This is a genomic window from Pseudomonas sp. TH41, assembly GCF_016650695.1.
Lineage (GTDB): Bacteria > Pseudomonadota > Gammaproteobacteria > Pseudomonadales > Pseudomonadaceae > Aquipseudomonas.
The window spans coordinates 345,342-363,303 of record NZ_JAEKFH010000006.1 but is presented as its reverse complement, the minus strand read 5'-3'; the positions used below and the strand labels follow the sequence as shown (position 1 = coordinate 363,303).

Below are 17,962 nucleotides of genomic sequence, written 5' to 3'. Positions count from 1 at the left end.
TCGTCGGAACGCCGCCCGGAGCAAGCTCGCTCCTACATTCTCAACGTTGCGATCTTTTGCGTTTCATGGGCGAGCGCTTGAGTCCGTGCGGGCGGCCATCCGCCAGACCCGAGCGATGTCTGTCGCCCGCTCTTGCAACAAACGCGGCGCGTCGGCGCAGGCCTGCTCCAGTGTCATCGGCCCGCTCGCCAGGGCAAACGCGGCATCGATGCCATGGGCATACAGTTGTTGATAGCCCTCACCCAAGGTGCCAGCGATGACGATGACGGGCACGCCGTGTTCGTGAGCGATGCGTGCCACGCCAAACGGTGTCTTGCCACGCAGGGTCTGTGCATCGAAACGGCCTTCGCCGGTGATCACCAGATCGGCATTTTTGACCGCTTCGGCCAGACCAACCAGTTCTGCAACCACTTCGACGCCGGCCTTGAATTGCGCCCCCAGAAACGCCTTGGCGGCAAACCCCAGGCCGCCTGCCGCGCCGCTGCCCGGTTCGTTGCACACGTCTTTGTTCAGGACTTGGGCGCACAGCTCGGCGAAGTGTCCAAGGGCATGATCCAGTTGCTGGACCTGTCTGGATGTTGCGCCTTTTTGCGGGCCGAAAATCGCCGAGGCGCCATGGGGGCCGCACAGTGGATTGTCGACGTCGGCGGCGATGTCGAATTGCACCTTGGCCAGACGCGGATCGATATCGCCAAGCTCGATGCGGGCCAGTTGCGCAAGCGCCAGGCCGCCAGGTTGCAGTTCCTGGTCCTGTGCGTCGAGCAGCTTCACGCCCAAGGCTTGCATTGCCCCGGCGCCACCGTCATTGGTGGCACTGCCGCCAATCGCCAGAATCACCCGTTGCGCTCCGGCATCGAGTGCTGCGCGAATCAGTTCACCGGTGCCGAATGTACTGCTGATGCAGGCATCGCGGCGGTCGACCGGGACCAACTGCAAACCACTGGCTTCGGCCATCTCAATGATCGCGGTGTGGCTGTCGGGCAACCAGCCCCACGCGGCATTGATCGTTTTGCCCAGCGGCCCGCACACCTCGGCTCGGTGAAGTTCACCACAGCAAGCCGCCAGCACCGCCGCGACGGTGCCCTCCCCGCCATCGGCCATCGGGCATTTGATCAGTTGTGCGTCGGGCCACACCTCAGTGAGTCCAAGGGCAATGGCGTCTGCTACGCCTTGAGCGCTGACACTGTCCTTGAACGAGTCGGGGGCGATGACGATCTTCATGCGAATTCTCCAGTTCCAATGCGCTCATGCTGCCAGCAGGATCTAACAATAACGCCGGTCCGCTGCACAAGCGGCACTGAGGATTATTGTTCATTTCCACAAAACCCCGTATTCACGCGCCCCCCCTGTAGGAGCTGCCGAAGGCTGCGATCTTTTGATCTGGCTTTTAAAATCAAGATCAAAAGATCGCAGCCTTCGGCAGCTCCTACAGAGGATTGTGTTTTGATTATGGAGGTGTGTCGGTCTGGGGCAGGAGCTGCACGCCGAGGTAGAGCGCGAGCATGCCGTCCAGCCTTAATGGATCAACGCCGCTGAGTTCGGCAATCCGCTCCATCCGATAGCGCAAGCTATTGCGATGTATCCCCAGCGCGTCGGCACAGGCCTGGCTTTGACCATCGTGTTCACACCAACTGCGCAGGGTCGCCAGCAGTTGGCCGTTGCTGTCCTTGGCGATGACTTTGCGCAACGGCTTGAGCAGTTCGTCGAGGGCATCGTCGTTGCGGTGCCGCCAGAGCATCACCGGCAGTCGATAGCGGTTGAGCGTCAGCAAGCGGGAACGCGGCAACACATCGCGCCCATAGGCCAGCAAGTCCCCGACACGGCGATAGCAACGGCGCAAACCGGTCAAGCCATCGGCCTGCCCGCCCATGGCAATACGCAGGATGTTCCAGCCGAGGCCGTCGAGTTTCTCCAGTAGCCGATCATTCTCGACAGTCTGGCTGGCGGGTCGACACCACAGCAACGAGGACTTCGCCGAACTCACGCACCAACTGTCCGGGTAGCGCGACGTCAGCCAGGCACTGAGCGCCTCGACGGTTTGCCCCGGTCCGTGCTCCAGGCCCAGTTCGAACAGGTACGGCACTCGCGTCATCTGTGGCTTAAGGCCCAGTTGCTGTGCTTCATCGATCAGACGCGGCGAACTGCCGGAGTCGCTGAGCAGCAACGCCAGCAAGTCATCGCAACGCTGACGCCGCCATTGCTGCTCGGCCTGTTGATTGCGCTGGGCCACGAGCATCTCGGCGGTCATGCGCACCAACTCGGCGTAGGTGCGCAATTGCTCAGGTTCGCCGGTAATGCCCAGCACGCCAATCAAGCGTTGATCAAGCATCAGCGGCAGGTTGATACCCGGCTGCACGCCTTTGAGGTGGATCGCCGTTTGCGCATCGATTTCCACCACGCGACCGTTGGCCAACACCAGTTGCGCACCTTCATGCCGGGTGTTGACGCGCCCAGGTTCGCCGCTCCCGAGGATCAGGCCTTGACTGTCCATGACGTTGACGTTGTACGGCAGGATGGCCATCGCCCGGTCGACGATGTCCTGGGCCAGGTCGTGATCGAGTTCGAACATAGCGGTAATCCTTGAAAGCGTGGAGGGACGGGTTGTTCACCCGCACAGGCCTTGGCCGCGAACCCTGTGCTCAGGCACAAAGACAGCAGCCCCGAGGGTGGTCGAGACTCTCAGGGAGATCAACGTTACCCTTTGCATCGCAAAAAATCATAATAAAGAGAGAGCCACCATGTCACAGAGCGCCGCCGCTACCCAGGCCATCGTCGACGACAAAAATGCCGTCTACAAGCGCATTACCCTGCGTTTGATCCCCTTCATTTTCATCTGCTACCTGTTCAACTACCTCGACCGGGTCAACGTTGGATTTGCCAAACTGCAGATGCTCGACGCGCTGAAGTTCAGCGAAACCGTGTACGGCCTCGGCGCCGGCATTTTCTTTATTGGCTACGTGCTGTGCGGTGTGCCGAGCAACCTGGCGTTGACCAGATTCGGCCCGCGCCGCTGGATCGCGTTGATGATGATCGTCTGGGGTTCGCTCTCGACCTGCCTGCTGTTCGTCACCACGCCGACCGAGTTCTACACCTTGCGCCTGTTCACCGGCGCGGCCGAATCCGGATTCTTCCCGGGCCTGGTGCTCTATCTCTCGCAGTGGTTCCCGACCTTCCGCCGTGGCCGGATCATGGCGTTGTTCATGTCGGCGATCCCGGTGTCAGGCCTGCTCGGCAGCCCGTTTTCTGGATGGATCCTCAACCACTTCGGTGCCGGGCAAGCCGGTTTGGCGGGCTGGCAGTGGATGTTCCTGCTGCAAGGCATTCCGACGATGATCCTCGGCGCCCTCGCTTACTTCCTGCTCAGCGACAGTTACGCCAATGCAAAATGGCTTACGCCGTTCGAGCGCTCGGTGCTGGAAGCCGACCACGCTATCGATCTGGCCAACAAACCGAAAACCACCACCGACTCGCTACTCACCGTGTTCAAGAACCCGGCGATCTGGGCTTTCGGTTTGATCTATTTCTGCATCCAGAGCGGCGTCTATGCGATCAACTTCTGGCTGCCCTCGATCATCAAGAACCTGGGCTTCAGCGATAACCTGGTGATTGGTTGGTTGAGCGCGATTCCGTATCTGCTGGCGGCGGTATTCATGTTGGTGGTCGGTCGCTCGGCGGACTTGCGCAAAGAACGTCGCTGGCATTTGGTGGTGCCGATGTTGATGGGGGCACTGGGGTTGCTGATCGCAGTGAACTTCGCCGCCCACCCGGCCATCGCGATTCTCGGCCTGACCATCGCCACCATGGGCGCCCTCACCGGCCTCCCGATGTTCTGGCCGGTGCCGACGGCGCTGCTGAGTGCCGGTGCTGCCGCGGGTGGTCTGGCGTTGATCAACTCCATGGGGCAAATGGCGGGTTTCCTCAGCCCGTACCTGGTGGGTTGGGTCAAGGACAGCACCGGGTCGACCGATGCGGCGCTGTATTTGCTGGCGGGTGTGATTGTTTGTGGGAGTCTGTTGGCGTTGCGGATGACTCGCACATTGCGCGCCTGACACCAATCCCCTGTAGGAGCGAGCTTGCTCGCGATGGTATGTCTGCCACATAGGTGTGGGCTGATACTCCATCGCGAGCAAGCTCGCTCCTACAGTGATAAATCCGGTTGCCCCCCATGGTTGTTCTGGTATTTGATTGAGCCTTTCCAACCGGCAAAAGGATTTCCTCATGAGCTACCGCACGCTGGGTCATTCGGGGTTGCAGGTGTCCACCCTGACCCTGGGCACCATGATGTTCGGCGAACAGACCAGTACCGAAGATTCCCTGCGGATCATCGACAAGGCCTGGGACCAGGGCATCAATTTCATCGACACCGCAGACGTCTACACCAACGGCCGCTCCGAAGAAATCGTCGGAGAGGCGATTGCCAGTCGCCGGCAGGAATGGGTGCTCGCGACCAAGGTCGGCTTCGGGCCGGTGGACGGCGTGCCGAACCGCAGCGGTTTGAGCCGCAAGCATATGTTCAATGGCATCGACGCCAGCCTGACGCGCCTGGGCACCGACTACCTGGACATCTATTACCTGCACCGCGAAGACCACAACACGCCGCTTGCGGTCACGGTATCAGCGATCGGCGATTTGATTCGCCAAGGCAAAATCCGCTATTGGGGGCTGTCGAACTATCGCGGCTGGCGCATCGCCGAAGTCATTCGTGTGGCCGACCAACTGGGTGTCGACCGGCCGGTGATCAGCCAGCCGCTGTACAACATCGTCAACCGCCAGGCCGAAGCCGAACAGATCAGCGCCGCACAAAACTATGGCCTCGGTGTGGTGCCTTACAGTCCGCTGGCGCGCGGCGTGCTCAGCGGCAAATACGCGCCGGATGTGAAGCCTGACGCCGACAGTCGCGCAGGACGTGCCGACAAACGCATCCTGGAAACCGAGTGGCGCGTCGAGTCCTTGCGCATTGCCCAGCAAATCCAGCAGTACACCCAGGGCCGTGGCGTGGGCATCGTCGAATTCGCGATTGCCTGGGTGCTGAACAACAGCGCGGTGACTTCAGCCATCGTCGGGCCGCGTACCGAAGCCCAATGGGATGCCTACACTAAGGATCAGGCGGTGAAGATCACGGCCGAGGACGAGGCGTTTATCGATTCGCTGGTCACGCCGGGGCACGCGTCGACGCCGGGGTTCAATGATGTGAGTCATTTCGTCTCCGGCCGTAAACCGCGCTAACCACTGTAGGAGCGAGCTTGCTTGCGATGGTGGGTCAGCTACATAGCTGTCAACTGACACACCATCGCGAGCAAGCTCGCTCCTACCTCCTACAGTTGGCAGGCGTTGATCAGTTGGTCAATATTCACCCCGAAAACCACGTATCCTCTGCGCCCGTTTTACGTCCAACCTCGCGAGGGCAGTTTGTCTAAAGGTATCGCTTTATCGGTCACAGCCTCGGTGCTGTTTGCCGTCATGTATTACTACACTTCGTTGCTTACGCCGTTGAGCGGCGTGGAAATCTACGGCTGGCGCATGCTGCTCACCGTGCCGTGCATGACGGTGTTCATGGCGGTCTCCGGCGAATGGCGGCGTGTAGTCGATCTACTGCGCCGGGTCGGCGGCCAACCGAAGTTGATCGGCGGCCTGATCGCCTCCGCGGCTCTGCTCGGTGTGCAACTCTGGCTGTTCATGTGGGCACCGCTCAACGGGTATAGCCTCGATGTGTCGCTCGGCTATTTTCTGTTGCCGTTGACCATGGTCCTGACCGGTCGGATCGCCTATGGCGAACGCCTCTCCTATTTGCAAAAAGTCGCCGTGGTGTTCGCCTGCCTGGGCGTGATCAACGAGCTGTATCAGGTCGGTGGTTTTTCCTGGGCAACCTTGCTTGTCTGCGTTGGCTATCCGACCTATTTCGTCGTGCGCAAGCGTCTGGCAACAGACAACCTCGGTGGCTTATGGCTGGACATGGCATTGATGCTGCCCGTGGCGTTCTGGTTCGTTCAGAGTGGCGAACAAGGTTTTAATGTGTTCGACCAGCATCCGTGGTTGTCGCTGCTGATCCCGATACTCGGCGTGATCAGTGCGTCAGCATTGGTGGTCTACATCATTGCCAGCCGGCTGTTGCCGTTCAGCCTGTTCGGGCTGCTGAGTTATGTCGAGCCGGTGCTGTTGCTCGGCGTCGCCCTGTTGCTGGGGGAAAGTATCAAGCCCGGTGAATGGCTGACCTATATCCCGATCTGGATGGCGGTGCTGGTGTTGATGTTTGAAGGGTTCAAGCATTTGATGCGGCAACGCAGGCCTTAAGCTACTCAAAACAACGTAGGAGCGAGCTTGCTCGCGATGGTGGGTCAGCTAAATAGATGTCAACTGACACACCATCGCGAGCAAGCTCGCTCCTACAGTTTTATCGCTGACTCGGCTTAATCGGTCGAGAGTACGCCACGACGAACCTGGTCGCGTTCGATGGATTCGAACAGTGCCTTGAAGTTGCCTTCACCGAAACCATCATCGCCTTTACGCTGAATGAACTCGAAGAACACCGGGCCCATAAGGGTTTCCGAGAAGATCTGCAACAGCAGACGCTTGTCGCCCGACTCGGACGAACCGTCCAGCAGAATCCCGCGCGCTTGCAGTTGATCGACCGGCTCGCCATGGTTTGGCAAACGGCCTTCAAGCATTTCGTAATAGGTGTCCGGCGGCGCGGTCATGAAGCGCATGCCGATTTTTTTCAGGCGATCCCAGGTGTCCAGCAGGTTATCGCTGAGGAAGGCCACGTGCTGGATGCCCTCACCGTTGAACTGCATCAGGAATTCTTCGATCTGCCCGGCGCCCTTGGACGATTCTTCGTTCAACGGGATGCGGATCATGCCATCCGGCGCGGTCATGGCCTTGGAGGTCAGGCCGGTGTATTCGCCCTTGATGTCGAAGTAACGGATCTCGCGGAAGTTGAACAGCTTCTCGTAGAAGTTGGCCCAGTAGGCCATGCGACCGCGATACACGTTGTGGGTCAGGTGATCGATGATCTTCAGGCCCGCGCCTTCTGGATTGCGGTCAACGCCGTCGATGAACACGAAGTCGATGTCGTAGATCGAGCTGCCTTCGCCGAAACGGTCGATCAGGTACAGCGGCGCACCGCCGATGCCTTTGATTGCCGGCAGGTGCAGTTCCATCGGGCCGGTTTCGATGTGAATCGGCTGGGCGCCGAGTTCCAGCGCACGCTTGTAGGCTTTTTGCGAGTCCTTGACCCGAAACGCCATGCCGCACACCGATGGGCCGTGTTCGGCCGCGAAGTAAGAAGCCACGCTGTGCGGTTCGTTGTTGAGGATCAGGTTGATCTGACCCTGGCGATACAGGTGCACGTCTTTGGAGCGGTGGGTCGCGACCTTGGTGAAGCCCATGATCTCGAAGATCGGCTCCAGGGTATTGGGGGTCGGCGATGCGAATTCGATGAATTCAAAGCCCATCAGGCCCATTGGGTTTTCGTATAAATCTGCCATGGTTGGCGCCTCATCATCATTTTTAGAATTAACGGAACGTTAGTTACTAGCAATGCTGACCGGCGGGTGGCGCACAGGAGATGCCCCGCACGCTGCGGGCGAGGAAGTCACCGTAGATCAATTGGAACCCAAAACTCTTCATTGTCGATCCAAGGCCCTTGGGGGCGAGACGTCTGCTGCCAGAAGCCACTTATTATTGTATGCGTAACCGGATTCTACACAGCGTAAATGGATTTGTCCGTCTTCTGTATCAAATCCCCTTTTTCCCTGCCCGCGCAAGGGGTTTGAACAACACAGGCGTCAAAGGCCAACTATCATGGCCCATACCTGAACTCTTTTTGGAAGGCGACTCGCCCTGCCAGCATTTGAGAGCCCTCTTTCATCGTGACAGGTTTCGTTAATGCCACTGAGCGCCAAAAACAGCCGCAATCGCAGGATCAGGATTGCGGTGACACTGTTGAGCGGATTACTCCCGGTACTGCTGGGGTTTGCCATTCTCTACCTGCAAGCAGAACGCACGCTCCAACACAGTAGCGAGCAGACCGCCGAAGCCGCCATTCGCCAGTTCGACCTGATGCTCGACAATAACGCCCAGGCTGCGCGCGAGTTGCTGCCCTTGGCCGGCCAGAACTGCAACGACGTTACGCTTGCCTTGCGCGAACAAGTCACCCGCCGTCCGTTTGTGCGTTCGACCAGCCTGGTGTGGGACAACACCATTTATTGCAGTTCTTTGTTTGGTGATTATCAGGAAAAAATCAGTGCCGGCGACTACACCCAAGGCGAGTTGTCATTGATGAAGGGCAACCTGGTGACACCCGATACCGCGTTGCTGGTGTACCGGCTCAGTGAAGGTAAACAGGGCGCACTGAGTACGCTGGACGGCTATCACCTGAGTAACGTACTGCGCCTGATCGGCCGCAACACATTGTTGGTACTGCAAGTCGGCCCCCATTGGCTATCCGTCGATACAACGTTCCACGAAGGGGCCCTGCCCGCCTTCCCGGTGGCGCCAAGCACACGGACGTCCTCACGTTATGCCTTCAACGTGGCAGCAGGATTTCCCGCAGGTGAAACCTGGCGCTACATGAGCAGTGAGTACCCGCCGCTGTTCAGCCTGCTGATTTTTTTTGGAGTGGTTTCCGGCTTTATCGGGCATTTTCTGCAGAAGAGCTCGTCGTCGCCGAGCCATGAACTGCTGCGTGCGCTGGAAGCTGCCGAGTTCATTCCGTACTTTCAACCGGTGGTCCATGGTGACAGTAAAAAATGGTTGGGGACCGAAGTCCTGATGCGCTGGAATCACCCGAAGGAAGGCCTGGTGAGCCCGGACCTGTTCATCCCGTTTGCCGAACACTCTGGACTGATCGTGCCGATGACCCGCTCCTTGATGCGACAAACCGCCGCCTTGCTGGGGCCACTCTCGCCGTCGTTCGACGGACCGTTTCATGTCGGTATCAATATCACCGCCAGTCACTGCAAAGACCTTGAACTGGTCGAAGATTGCCGCGAGTTCCTGAGTGCCTTCGCGCCGGGCTCCATCCACCTGGTATTGGAGTTGACCGAACGCGAACTCATCGTGCCCACCGCCATCAGCCACCAACTGTTCGAGCAGCTTCATGAACTCGGCGTGATGATCGCCATCGACGACTTCGGCACGGGACACTCGAGCCTGGGTTATCTGCGTCAGTTCAACGTGGACTATCTGAAAATCGATCAGAGTTTTGTCGCCATGATCGGTGCCGACGCCCTCTCCCGGCACATTCTGGACACCATCATCGAACTCTGCGCCAAACTCGATCTGGGTATCGTCGCCGAAGGCGTGGAAACCGAAGAGCAGAGTGATTACCTGACCGCTCACGGGGTGAACTTCCTGCAAGGTTATCTCTTTGGCCGTCCAATGCCCGGCGCAGAGTTCATTACAGCATTAAGCCACCATTAACTAGCGACTTTAAGCGACGAAACAACGAGTTGGCGCACCCATTTGAATCAAAAGACTACTACTGTTACATGAAGAAAAGGTCAGGATTTACTCTTTGCCAATTAACTACTACAATTTTTCATGCCTGCGCTAGATTGGCAGGTGAGCCATTCTCACCGAGTCGCTTCAAGGCTCTTGGCTTATAGCTTTGTTTGCGGTTGGTATCAGCCAAACACACTATTGGAGTAAAGATATTGTCCAGACTCGCTGAATTTCGTGCCGCTGAAAAGGCCCTTCAAGAACAGCTCAAGCAGCTGGAATCGCTGAAGAACGACGCCGGGCTCAAGAAAGAAATCGAATTCGAAGAGAAGCTCCAGGGGCTGATGAAAACCTACGGCAAAAGCCTGCGCGACATCATCGCCATTCTCGATCCGAACCCGGCAAAATCCGGTCTGCAACACGCCACAGCGCCTAAAACCCGCCGCGCTCGCGTGGTCAAGGTTTATCAGAATCCGCACACCGGTGAACTGATTGAAACCAAGGGTGGCAACCACCGCGGCCTGAAAGCCTGGAAGGAACAATACGGTGCAGCTACCGTTGACTCCTGGCTGCGTGGCTAAGCACTCGCGGTGACAAAAAAGCCCTGCCAATGCAGGGCTTTTTCATGGGCGCCCGCTAAATTCAACGAGCACTGCCGATCAACTCGCTACTTGCCGACTAACTTTCTACTTAATCCATTTGGCTATCTAAAAACTTCAGAACCCGCTGAAAAACCACGCCCATGAAAGTCTTTAACTAAAGTTTCAAGCTGTTACGTGCTGCGTCAATTTCGCCCTGACTTGCCTTATAAGCCTCGGCCTGCCCCGCGTACGAAAGAACATAGGCCTTATCGGCATCCACCGCAGCGACCAATGTTTGCGAGAGCACATGCCTTCCGTTCTGAGTGATCGTGCAGGTAGTTTCCAGCGCCGATAAGCGACTCAGGGTAGTCTCGTGAATTTTGTTGCAGACACTTTGATAGCCGCCTTGAAAAAAGCCTTTTTGCACCGACTTGCGCATCTCCAGCAAGACGCCTTGCAGATTCACCTGATGCCCACTCTCGACCTGAGTCACCGTCAACTCCATCACCATGACCGGCGTGCCACCCTGATCGGTTTTCACTGCACGTTGACGGGACACTTCTGGCTTGGTGTCATCGGGCGCGACCGCTTCGACTTCCCAGCCTTCTGGCCATATCACGACGGGCGCGTCTGCGTGAGCACTGCTGATGCCTGAAAGCACACACATCAGGGCGAACAGCGATTTGGACAATCGAATCATTGCAATGAACACTCACGGATTGAGCCGTAAAGTCTGAGCCTCGCCCGCCCGTCAGGCAATAGCCGACGCTTTCGGTTTGGTGATGTCAGAGCCCTTGCGTATCATTGTCGTCATTCGTTAGCCCCATTATTCTCCGGAGGGCCCATGAGCCTGCACGAATTGAACACCTTCCCGGGCGTCACCGCCCAACCTGACACCGCCACCCAGAAGTTCGTCTTCAACCACACCATGTTGCGGGTCAAGGACATCACCAAGTCCCTGGACTTTTACACGCGTATCCTCGGTTTCTCGCTGGTGGAAAAACGCGACTTCCCGGAAGCCGAATTCAGCCTGTATTTTCTGGCACTGGTCGATAAAAACCAGATCCCGGCCGACGCTGCAGCACGCACTGAATGGATGAAATCGATCCCGGGCATTCTCGAACTGACCCACAACCATGGCACCGAGAATGACGCGGATTTCGCCTACCACAACGGCAACACCGACCCGCGCGGTTTTGGCCACATCTGCATTTCGGTGCCGGACATCGTCGCCGCGTGCGAGCGCTTTGAAGCGCTGGGCTGCGATTTCCAGAAACGCCTGAATGACGGACGCATGAAGAGCCTGGCGTTCATCAAGGACCCGGATGCCTACTGGGTCGAAATCATCCAGCCCGCCCCACTGTAGGAGCGAGCTTGCTCGCGATGGTCGCCAACGATAACGCTGGAGGGCAGGTTCCCTGCGGCGGTCTCGGGTTTATCGCGAGCAAGCTCGCTCCTACAAAAGCCAGTCCCGCATTGGGAATGGGCAGAACACAAAAAACCCCATGATCACGCATGGGGTTTTGTGTTTTCAGCGTCGGCGTTCAGGCGGGGGCCGGCTGGCTTTTGTAGGAGCTGCCGAAGACTGCGATCTTTTACTGCACACACAAAAAACCCCATGATCGCTCATGGGGTTTTGTATTTTTAGCGTCGGCGTTTAGGCCGGGGCCGAGGTCCGGATCAAGTAATCGAATGCGCTCAGCGAAGCTTTGGCGCCCTCGCCCACCGCAATCACGATCTGCTTGTACGGCACGGTGGTCACGTCACCGGCAGCGAACACTCCGGGCATCGACGTTTCACCGCGGGCATCGACGATGATCTCGCCGCGAGGCGACAGCTCGATGGTGCCTTTGAGCCAATCGGTATTTGGAAGCAGACCGATCTGCACGAAGATTCCTTCCAGCTCGACATGACGCAACTCGTCGGACTGGCGATCCTTGTAACGCAAGCCATTGACCTTCTGCCCGTCGCCGGTCACTTCAGTGGTTTGCGCATGGGTGATCACGGTGACGTTCGGCAGGCTGTGCAATTTGCGCTGCAGCACTGCATCGGCGCGCAGCTGTACATCAAATTCCAGCAGCGTGACGTGCGACACAATGCCGGCCAGGTCGATGGCCGCTTCGACGCCGGAGTTACCGCCGCCAATCACGGCCACGCGCTTGCCTTTGAACAGCGGACCATCACAGTGCGGGCAGTACGCCACGCCTTTGTTGCGGTATAGCTGCTCACCTGGGACGTTCATTTCACGCCATCTTGCACCGGTCGCGAGGATCACAGTCTTGGCTTTAAGCGTCGCGCCACTGGCGAAGTGGACTTCGTGCAACTCACCCTGCTTGCCCGGTACCAGCTTGTCGGCGCGTTGCAGGTTCATGATGTCGACGTCGTACTGTTTGACGTGTTCTTCCAGTGCGACGGCCAGTTTCGGCCCTTCGGTTTCCTGCACGGAGATGAAGTTCTCGATGGCCATGGTATCCAGCACCTGCCCACCAAAGCGTTCAGCGGCCACGCCGGTGCGAATGCCTTTACGCGCCGCGTAGATCGCTGCCGATGCACCGGCCGGGCCGCCGCCGACGACCAGCACGTCAAAGGCTGCTTTGGCGCTGATCTTCTCAGCCTGACGCTCGATACCGCTGGTGTCGATCCTGGCGAGGATTTCTTCCAGGCCCATGCGGCCCTGGCCGAAGTTAACGCCGTTCAGGTAAACACTCGGCACGGCCATGATCTGGCGCTGGTCGACTTCAGCCTGGAACAACGCGCCGTCGATGGCGACGTGGCGGATGTTCGGGTTCAGCACCGCCATCAGGTTCAGCGCCTGGACGACGTCCGGGCAGTTCTGGCAGGACAGCGAGAAGTATGTCTCGAAGCTGAACTCGCCTTTGAGCGAGCGGATCTGTTCGATCACTTCAACACTGGCTTTCGACGGGTGCCCGCCGACTTGCAGCAAGGCCAGCACCAGCGAAGTGAATTCGTGGCCCATTGGGATGCCGGCGAAACGCAGGCTGATATCGGCACCCGGGCGATTGATCGAGAACGATGGCTTGCGCGCGTCGTCACCGTTGTCGAGCAAGGTAATTTGGCTGGAAAGACTGGCAACGTCTTTCAGGAGTTCGAGCATTTCCCGGGATTTCGCACCGTCGTCGAGGGATGCAACGATCTCGATCGGCTGGGTGACCCGTTCCAGGTATGACTTCAACTGGGTTTTAAGATTGGCGTCCAACATACGGGCGATTTCCTTTGTTTTGTTTCATGAAGAGCAGACATAAAAAAACGCCCGAGCGAATCTCGCCCGGGCGTTTTATAGGGCGGTGCAGCTTACTGAGTAGGTGCGGCGTTCCGCCCTGATGCAGCGCGACTCACAGACTTAGATCTTGCCGACCAGGTCCAGGGACGGGGCCAGCGTGGCTTCGCCTTCTTTCCACTTGGCTGGGCAAACCTGGCCTGGGTGAGCAGCCACGTACTGAGCGGCCTTGATTTTGCGCAGCAGTTCGGAAGCGTCACGACCCACACCGCCGTCGTTCAGTTCGACGATTTTGATCTGGCCTTCTGGGTTGATCACGAAGGTGCCACGGTCAGCCAGACCGGCGTCTTCGATCAGCACGTCGAAGTTGCGGGAGATGGCGTGAGTCGGGTCACCGATCATGGTGTACTGGATTTTGCCGATGGCTGGCGAAGTGTTGTGCCAGGCAGCGTGGGCAAAGTGGGTATCGGTGGAAACGCTGTAGATCTCGACGCCCAGTTTCTGGAACGCGTCGTAGTTATCAGCCAGGTCTTCCAGCTCGGTTGGGCAAACGAAGGTGAAGTCGGCTGGGTAGAAGAAAACGACAGACCACTTGCCTTTCAGGTCAGCGTCCGAGACTTTTACGAAGTCGCCATTTTTGAATGCGTCAGCTTTGAACGGTTTAACTTGGCTGTTGATGATAGGCATCGTTGACTCTCCGTCAGGGGTTAAGAAGTTGATGGAGAGAACTCTACCCACTCGACGGAAGGAAGGCTCATTGGCAAACCTCATGCTGCTGATTTGTTTTCGCTATTAGCCGACTGTATTAATAGAAGAAATTGGTATCTACGGGCTTTTGTAGCAGCTGCCGAAGGCTGCGTTCGGCTGCGTAGCAGTCGTGAAATCAGGCAACGCGGTTTGCCAGGAAATCCGTGTGCTCAGGGTTTACGACTGCTGCGCAGCCGAACGCAGCCTTCGGCAGCTGCTACAGAGCGTATTTCAGCTTAACCGTGCGGTGTTATTCAGGGTGCCAATGGCTTTTCAGCGACCCGGGACATCCCGAGAAACGGGCTGGCTTCGACATAGCGCATGGCGGACTTCATGTCTTTCCAACCCACGTAATTCATCAACGACTTCAAATCCCAGCCGCTTTGGTGCGCCCAGGTAGCAAAACCACGCCGCAAGGAGTGGCTGGTGTAGTGCTCGGCCGGGATGCCTGCGCGCTCCAGCGCCTGGCGTAATAACGGAATGACGCTGTTGGCGTGCAGGCCCGCATCGCACAGGTGGCCCCAACGGTCGATGCCACGAAATACCGGCCCTCGCACGAGCGCCGCTTCGTTGATCCAGGCGATGTACGCCTGAACCGGGCAAAGACGCTGTAGTGCCGGGGTCTGGTACGTTTTGCCAAGGTTTTCGCGGTCGCTCTTACTGCGCGGCAAATAAAGGCTGATGCCAGAGCCGGCGACCGCTTGTACATGCTCGATCTGTACGCGGCATAACTCGTCGCTGCGAAAGCCACGCCAGAAGCCGAGCAGGATCAGTGCAGTGTCGCGCCTGGCCCGCAGCAAAGTCGGTCGGTCATGTTCAGCTTTTGCCGTGTTCGCTTCCTGCTCCAGCCAGTCAACCACTTGCTCCAGATGCTGCAGCTGCAATGGCTCGGCCTGCTTCTCCTGCACCGGGTGCAGTGCGCGAATGCCCTTGAAGACCTTGCGCACGACCGGCGCCTTGGTGGGATCGGCAAACCCTTGGCTGTTGTGCCACTGAGCCAATGCCGACAAGCGCAACTTCAGCGTATTGATCGATAGATCCCCCGCATAGGCCACCAGATAGCGCGCGACGCTGTCGGCGGTGGCCGGCAAAAAACCGCCCCAGCTGACTTCGAAATGCTCGATGGCCGCCCTGTAGCTGCGACGGGTGTTATCGCGCGTGGCGGCTTGCAGATAGCGATCCAGATCGCTCATTGGAATGACCCTGTAGGAGCGAGCTTGCTCGCGATGGACGTTAACGATAACGCTGCCAGCCTGATACCCCGCGGCGCTCTCAGGTTTTTCGCGAGCGAGCTCGCTCCTACAAGGGATTGCGTACGGGAATGGCGCGGCAAACACTTTGGAACTGCTATCACACGGGGTAATACCAGTATATCCCGCATGAATACTCGACGTATTTTAAATTTTATATAGGTGTAGCACATCGTGTATTATAGTGATACATACCACAGTACGAAATCGTAGGAGCACTCATGGCCCGTGGCGGCATCAACAAAGCGGTGGTTCAAACCGCACGCCTGGCAATCCTCGCCCGCGGCGAAAACCCAAGCATCGACGCGGTACGGATCGAGATGGGCAATACCGGCTCGAAAACCACCATTCACCGGTATTTGAAGGAGCTGGATGACGGTACCGAGCCCGCCGATACGGCCTCCGAACCCATCGATGACGAGTTGGCGGGACTGGTCTCGCGCCTCGCCCAGCGCCTCAAAGAGCAGGCGCAGGAACCTATCGACCAGGCGCGCGCGCAGTTCGATCAACAACGAAAAGAGCTGGACCGCCAACTGGCCGTTGCTCAAGAGGCCAACACCGAACTGCAGCAGCAATACGAAATTCAAACCCTCGCGCTAACGCAGGAATCCGACACCCTGCACAACACGCTGTCCATTTTGCAGACCGAGCAAACCCGCAACGCCGGACTGAGCCAGGCGCTGGCTGATTTCGAATTACGTTTGCAAGACAAGGACGAGCAGATTCGCTCCCTTGAAGAAAAACACCTGCATGCGCGCGATGCGCTGGAGCACTATCGCAACGCCGTCAAAGACCAGCGCGAGCAGGATCAACGTCGCCACGAAGGCCAGGTGCAACAGGTTCAGATGGAGTTGCGTCAGGCTCAGCAAAGCGCGTTAGTGCGCCAGGATGAGATTACCCAGCTGCACCGCGACAATGAGCGCCTGCTGACCGAAAACCGTGGCACGCTGCGGGAGTTGAGCTTGTTGCAGGAACAGCTCAAGCAGACTCACACCCGCCAGGATCAGCTGCTTGAACAAGTCAATCGTATCGACAACGAGCGCACCCTCCTCCAGGAACGCTTGCGCACAGCACTGCTGGAAAGCCAGTCGCTGAAGCAGAGCGTCGATGAGCAATCGCAGATAAACAAAACGCTGGAAACTGAACGACTCAAGACTCAGGCGAGCCTCGATGAGTGCGTGCGCCGGGCGGCTGTCATTGCGACAGCGCCAGACGCATCAGAGCCAAAAAAGGGCGATTAACCCGCGACCGGCGTCCGCATGGTGACGAACTCTTCGGCGGCAGTCGGATGCACGCCGATGGTTTCGTCGAAATCGCGCTTGGTGGCGCCGGCCTTCAAGGCAATTGCCAAACCCTGGACGATCTCGCCTGCGTCCGGCCCGACCATGTGGCAGCCAAGAACCTTATCGGTCTTGGCGTCCACCACCAGCTTCATCAGCGTGCGCTCCTGGCATTCGGTCAGGGTCAGCTTCATCGGACGGAAGCGGCTTTCGAAGATCACTACGTCATGGCCGGCGTCGCGCGCCTCTTCTTCGGTGAGGCCGACGGTACCGATGTTCGGCAGGCTGAATACGGCCGTCGGGATCATCTTGTAATCCACCGGACGATATTGCTCAGGCATGAACAAACGCCGCGCAACCGCCATGCCTTCGGCCAGCGCGACCGGCGTGAGTTGCACACGACCGATCACATCGCCAAGCGCCAGAATGGACGGTTCGGCGGTTTGATACTGCTCGTCGACCTCGACAAAGCCTTTCTTGTCGAGTTTGACGCCGGTGTTTTCCAGCCCGAGATTGTCCAGCATCGGACGCCGGCCAGTGGCGTAGAACACACAATCCGCCTCCAGCTCGCGACCGTCTTTGAGCGTTACTTTCAAACTGCCGTCGGCCTGCTTGTCGATGCGCTCAATGTCGGCGTTGAATTGCAGGTCCATACCGCGCTTGGTCAATTCTTCCTGCAAATGCTTACGCACGGCACCGTCGAAGCCGCGCAGGAACAACTCACCGCGATACAGCAACGTGGTCTCAGCGCCCAAGCCGTGGAAGATCCCGGCGAATTCGACGGCGATGTACCCACCGCCCACCACCAGAACGCGCTTGGGCAGTTCTTTCAGGAAGAACGCTTGATTGGAACTGATTGCGTGCTCATGCCCCGGAATCTGCGGAATCTGCGGCCAGCCGCCGGTCGCGATCAGGATGTTCTTGGCGGAATAACGCTCGCCATTGATCTCGACGGTATTCGGATCAACGATTTTGGCGTGGCCTTCATGCAAGGTCACACCGCTGTTGACCAGCAGGTTGCGATAGATGCCATTCAGGCGATTGATCTCGCGGTCCTTGTTGGCAATCAGCGTGGCCCAGTCGAACTTCGCCTCGCCTGGCGTCCAGCCAAAACCAGAAGATTGCTCGAAGTCTTCGGCGAAGTGCGCACCGTAAACCAGCAACTTTTTCGGCACACAACCGACGTTCACACACGTACCGCCCAGGTAACGACTCTCGGCCACAGCCACTTTTGCACCAAACCCGGCAGAAAATCGCGCAGCCCGCACACCGCCGGAACCGGCACCAATCACATAAAGGTCAAAATCGTAGGCCATCTTCAATCTCCTCGGCAGGCAACCAGCATACCTGCAGACATCTGTTGGGCAAGCGCTGCAGACGATATGAGGGCGGAAAATGAAAAAGCCACCCTAAGGTGGCTTTTTCAGT

General features: G+C 58.1%; 15 protein-coding genes. 7 read left to right on the top strand and 8 right to left on the bottom strand.

Annotated features, from left to right (window positions below; all coding sequences use genetic code 11):
* Window positions 1-63 precede the first annotated feature (63 nt).
* Together JFU37_RS25580 and JFU37_RS25575 are read right to left on the bottom strand one after the other, a co-directional pair.
* On the bottom strand, window positions 64-1,221 hold the full coding sequence (locus tag JFU37_RS25580) for a glycerate kinase (protein ID WP_201119820.1): 1,158 nt from the start codon (window positions 1,219-1,221) through the stop codon (window positions 64-66).
* A gap of 226 nt (window positions 1,222-1,447) precedes the next feature.
* Entirely contained in the window at window positions 1,448-2,569 is a 1,122-nt protein-coding gene (locus JFU37_RS25575) for a sugar diacid recognition domain-containing protein (protein ID WP_201119819.1), read from the bottom strand.
* 169 nt (window positions 2,570-2,738) lie between these two features.
* Between JFU37_RS25575 and JFU37_RS25570 the strand changes: the two genes are divergently transcribed.
* From JFU37_RS25570 to rarD, 3 genes are all read left to right on the top strand, one after another.
* Window positions 2,739-4,049, top strand: a complete 1,311-nt coding sequence (locus JFU37_RS25570) for an MFS transporter (RefSeq protein WP_201119818.1) — start codon at window positions 2,739-2,741, stop codon at window positions 4,047-4,049.
* 169 nt (window positions 4,050-4,218) lie between these two features.
* Window positions 4,219-5,226 carry an aldo/keto reductase gene (locus JFU37_RS25565; RefSeq protein ID WP_201119817.1) on the top strand — a complete coding sequence of 336 codons (1,008 nt, stop codon included), beginning with the start codon at window positions 4,219-4,221 and terminating at the stop codon, window positions 5,224-5,226.
* 183 nt (window positions 5,227-5,409) lie between these two features.
* Window positions 5,410-6,291 carry an EamA family transporter RarD gene (rarD, locus tag JFU37_RS25560; protein WP_201119816.1) on the top strand — a complete coding sequence of 294 codons (882 nt, stop codon included), beginning with the start codon at window positions 5,410-5,412 and terminating at the stop codon, window positions 6,289-6,291.
* 116 nt (window positions 6,292-6,407) lie between these two features.
* Here rarD and hppD read toward each other — a convergent pair whose 3' ends face one another.
* Window positions 6,408-7,484 (bottom strand): 4-hydroxyphenylpyruvate dioxygenase, encoded by a 1,077-nt coding sequence (gene hppD, locus JFU37_RS25555; protein WP_201119815.1) that lies wholly within the window; start codon window positions 7,482-7,484, stop codon window positions 6,408-6,410.
* A gap of 400 nt (window positions 7,485-7,884) precedes the next feature.
* On the opposite strand from hppD, the gene JFU37_RS25550 reads away from it, so the two are divergent.
* Window positions 7,885-9,420: an EAL domain-containing protein gene (locus JFU37_RS25550; protein ID WP_201119814.1), complete on the top strand. Its 1,536-nt coding sequence runs from the start codon at window positions 7,885-7,887 to the stop codon at window positions 9,418-9,420.
* Between the two features lie 233 nt (window positions 9,421-9,653).
* Window positions 9,654-10,019, top strand: coding sequence for a histone-like nucleoid-structuring protein, MvaT/MvaU family (locus tag JFU37_RS25545; protein ID WP_201119813.1), 366 nt, complete (start codon window positions 9,654-9,656; stop codon window positions 10,017-10,019).
* 175 nt (window positions 10,020-10,194) lie between these two features.
* On the opposite strand, the gene JFU37_RS25540 is transcribed toward JFU37_RS25545, so the two are convergent.
* Window positions 10,195-10,719: a DUF4946 domain-containing protein gene (locus JFU37_RS25540; protein ID WP_201120082.1), complete on the bottom strand. Its 525-nt coding sequence runs from the start codon at window positions 10,717-10,719 to the stop codon at window positions 10,195-10,197.
* Window positions 10,720-10,863: 144 nt separating this feature from the next.
* Here JFU37_RS25540 and gloA point away from each other — a divergent pair, with 144 nt between their 5' ends.
* Window positions 10,864-11,385, top strand: a complete 522-nt coding sequence (gene gloA / locus JFU37_RS25535) for a lactoylglutathione lyase (RefSeq protein ID WP_046054068.1) — start codon at window positions 10,864-10,866, stop codon at window positions 11,383-11,385.
* Between the two features lie 291 nt (window positions 11,386-11,676).
* Here gloA and ahpF read toward each other — a convergent pair whose 3' ends face one another.
* The 3 genes from ahpF to JFU37_RS25520 form a co-directional block, all read right to left on the bottom strand.
* Window positions 11,677-13,239, bottom strand: a complete 1,563-nt coding sequence (gene ahpF / locus JFU37_RS25530; RefSeq protein WP_201119812.1) for an alkyl hydroperoxide reductase subunit F — start codon at window positions 13,237-13,239, stop codon at window positions 11,677-11,679.
* A 141-nt stretch (window positions 13,240-13,380) separates the two neighbouring features.
* Complete coding sequence (gene ahpC, locus JFU37_RS25525; protein WP_010460707.1) at window positions 13,381-13,944, bottom strand: alkyl hydroperoxide reductase subunit C; 564 nt, start codon at window positions 13,942-13,944, stop codon at window positions 13,381-13,383.
* A gap of 314 nt (window positions 13,945-14,258) precedes the next feature.
* The gene (locus tag JFU37_RS25520; protein ID WP_201119811.1) at window positions 14,259-15,197 is read right to left on the bottom strand and encodes a site-specific integrase; all 939 of its coding nucleotides are present in this window, start codon (window positions 15,195-15,197) and stop codon (window positions 14,259-14,261) included.
* Between the two features lie 278 nt (window positions 15,198-15,475).
* Between JFU37_RS25520 and JFU37_RS25515 the strand changes: the two genes are divergently transcribed.
* On the top strand, window positions 15,476-16,495 hold the full coding sequence (locus tag JFU37_RS25515) for a DNA-binding protein (RefSeq protein ID WP_201119810.1): 1,020 nt from the start codon (window positions 15,476-15,478) through the stop codon (window positions 16,493-16,495).
* On the opposite strand, the gene gorA is transcribed toward JFU37_RS25515, so the two are convergent.
* Entirely contained in the window at window positions 16,492-17,850 is a 1,359-nt protein-coding gene (gene gorA, locus JFU37_RS25510; protein ID WP_201119809.1) for a glutathione-disulfide reductase, read from the bottom strand. The genes JFU37_RS25515 and gorA overlap by 4 nt on opposite strands.
* Window positions 17,851-17,962 lie beyond the last annotated feature (112 nt).

Excerpts from the sequence above, each read along its gene's own strand:
- ahpC (WP_010460707.1), bottom strand. The coding sequence starts at position 13,944 with ATGCCTATCATCAACAGCCAAGTTAAACCGTTCAAAGCTGACGCATTC.
- JFU37_RS25520 (WP_201119811.1), bottom strand. The coding sequence starts at position 15,197 with ATGAGCGATCTGGATCGCTATCTGCAAGCCGCCACGCGCGATAACACC.
- ahpF (WP_201119812.1), bottom strand. The coding sequence starts at position 13,239 with ATGTTGGACGCCAATCTTAAAACCCAGTTGAAGTCATACCTGGAACGG.
- JFU37_RS25575 (WP_201119819.1), bottom strand. The coding sequence starts at position 2,569 with ATGTTCGAACTCGATCACGACCTGGCCCAGGACATCGTCGACCGGGCG.
- JFU37_RS25565 (WP_201119817.1), top strand. The coding sequence starts at position 4,219 with ATGAGCTACCGCACGCTGGGTCATTCGGGGTTGCAGGTGTCCACCCTG.
- gloA (WP_046054068.1), top strand. The coding sequence starts at position 10,864 with ATGAGCCTGCACGAATTGAACACCTTCCCGGGCGTCACCGCCCAACCT.
- JFU37_RS25515 (WP_201119810.1), top strand. The coding sequence starts at position 15,476 with ATGGCCCGTGGCGGCATCAACAAAGCGGTGGTTCAAACCGCACGCCTG.
- JFU37_RS25570 (WP_201119818.1), top strand. The coding sequence starts at position 2,739 with ATGTCACAGAGCGCCGCCGCTACCCAGGCCATCGTCGACGACAAAAAT.
- JFU37_RS25540 (WP_201120082.1), bottom strand. The coding sequence starts at position 10,719 with ATGATTCGATTGTCCAAATCGCTGTTCGCCCTGATGTGTGTGCTTTCA.
- hppD (WP_201119815.1), bottom strand. The coding sequence starts at position 7,484 with ATGGCAGATTTATACGAAAACCCAATGGGCCTGATGGGCTTTGAATTC.
- JFU37_RS25550 (WP_201119814.1), top strand. The coding sequence starts at position 7,885 with ATGCCACTGAGCGCCAAAAACAGCCGCAATCGCAGGATCAGGATTGCG.
- gorA (WP_201119809.1), bottom strand. The coding sequence starts at position 17,850 with ATGGCCTACGATTTTGACCTTTATGTGATTGGTGCCGGTTCCGGCGGT.
- JFU37_RS25580 (WP_201119820.1), bottom strand. The coding sequence starts at position 1,221 with ATGAAGATCGTCATCGCCCCCGACTCGTTCAAGGACAGTGTCAGCGCT.